Annotated in this window: 1 pseudogene; it reads right to left on the bottom strand. The window is 65.8% G+C overall.

Features of this window, described 5'->3' with window-relative positions:
* A pseudogene (locus tag X726_RS137270) lies at positions 1-1,695 on the bottom strand (kinesin); the annotation flags it as partial.

Raw genomic sequence — 1,695 nt, forward strand, 5'->3', positions numbered from 1 at the left:
GTACCGGCTCGGCCGGGCGCTGCACTGGCGCCTGCGGCGCCGGGCGCAGGGCGCGCGGTTCGGCATTGTCGCCGCCGCGTCCCGATTTCGCAACGATATCCGAAAGTTCCTTGAGCGCGTTGATCTGCTCGGCAACGGCACGGCGGATCGCCGAGGTCGATTCCTTGGCCTCTTCCGGCATCTCGATGACGCCCTTCTTGAGCTCGGCGCGGGTGAGGTCGAGCTCGCTCTTGATCGAGCTTGCGGTGCGCCGCATCTCCTCGGTCGCATCGGCGAACCGGCTGGTTGCCGAATCGACCACTTCCGTTATGGCGATGCGGATCTTGTCGGCTGATGCCAGCGTCTTGCCTTCGGCATTCTGCATCGTCTGGCCGACAAGGTTTTCGAACGAACGCATCACCTTCTCGAGGTCTTCCGACTTCTTGACCAGGCCGACGGCGAGATCTTCGAGCGACGATTGCCGCTCAAGCGTGTGCTCCAGATTGCTCTGCGCCGAGCTCAACAGATCCGAAGCCGAGGACAGCAAGCGGCTGTGCTCGTCGAACTTGGTGGCGATCGAGGCCACTTCGCGCAGGGTCGACGACGACAGTTCGGTAAGCCGCGTCGTGTTCGAATCGACCAGGCGTGCCGAGCTGGCGAAGGTCTGCGCGGCCTTTTCGGTGGTTGCCGCGAAGCTTTGCGTGCTGCCGCTCAGACGTTCGTCAACCTGGCCGAGGTTGATCGCCGCCTGTTCGATCAGCTCACCAAGCTGCGAGCTGGAGACGCTCATGCGGCCGATGAGGTCGGCGACGCTATCGGCGAGCGACGAGCGCGCGCCTTCGACGGCCGACAGCGTTTCGGCGGTGCGGCTGGCGAGCGCGTTGACGAGGGCGGCATTTTCGCTGCGCAGCTTCTCGGTCGCGCGTTCGGTGACCTCTTCCATGCTCTTTTGCAGTTCCGAGCCGCCCTGGGCGAAGCGCTCGACCAGCGGCCGCGCGGTTTCGTCCAGGATCTTCGCCATCTCGGCCGAACGCGCCGCCAGCATCGTGTTGAGCTCGCGGGTATTGGTGCCGATTGTCTTGGCAGCGTCGTTGGTGCTTTGGCCGATGTGCTGGCCGACCGCGGTAAAAGTCTCCGCAATCGTGTTGGCGCGCGAGATCAGCTGAGCTTCTGCGCTGGAAACCTGCTCGTTGAGCTTCTGGCCCATCGTCTCCGTCGTATAAAGAAGGCGGTTCTCGACGTTGGCGACCTGTTCCTCGACGCGCGAAGCTGCGGACGCAACGCTCGCGGCCAGCCGCTCATCGGCGCCGGCAAGAGCCTGCTCCATCTCGCGGGCGTGGACGGCAAGTTCCTGGCCGGTCTGGCGTGCGCGTTCGGCAACGCGCTGCTCGGTGCTGGCGAAGGCACCGACGATGTTGTCGGCATGCTCGCCGATCGTCGACGTGGAGTCGGCGATGCGCGACACCAAGCGGTGATCGGCCTCGTCGAAGATGCGGCTGATCTCGGTGGCGCGTGCCGACAGCGCGTCCGAACCCTCGGCAATGCGCGAGATCAGCTGCTGGTCGGCGGCGTCGAAGATGCGGCCAAGGTCCGAGGCGCGGGCGGCCAGCGCTTCGGCGGATTCGCCGATGCGCATGCTCAGCCGCTGGTCGGCGCCCTCGAAGTTACGCAGGATGTCGCCGGCGCGGTCGGCCAGCGACTGCGCCGTCTCGACCG

Origin of the sequence: Mesorhizobium sp. LSJC285A00, assembly GCF_000503155.1 — a bacterium.
Classification (GTDB): Bacteria; Pseudomonadota; Alphaproteobacteria; order Rhizobiales; family Rhizobiaceae; genus Mesorhizobium.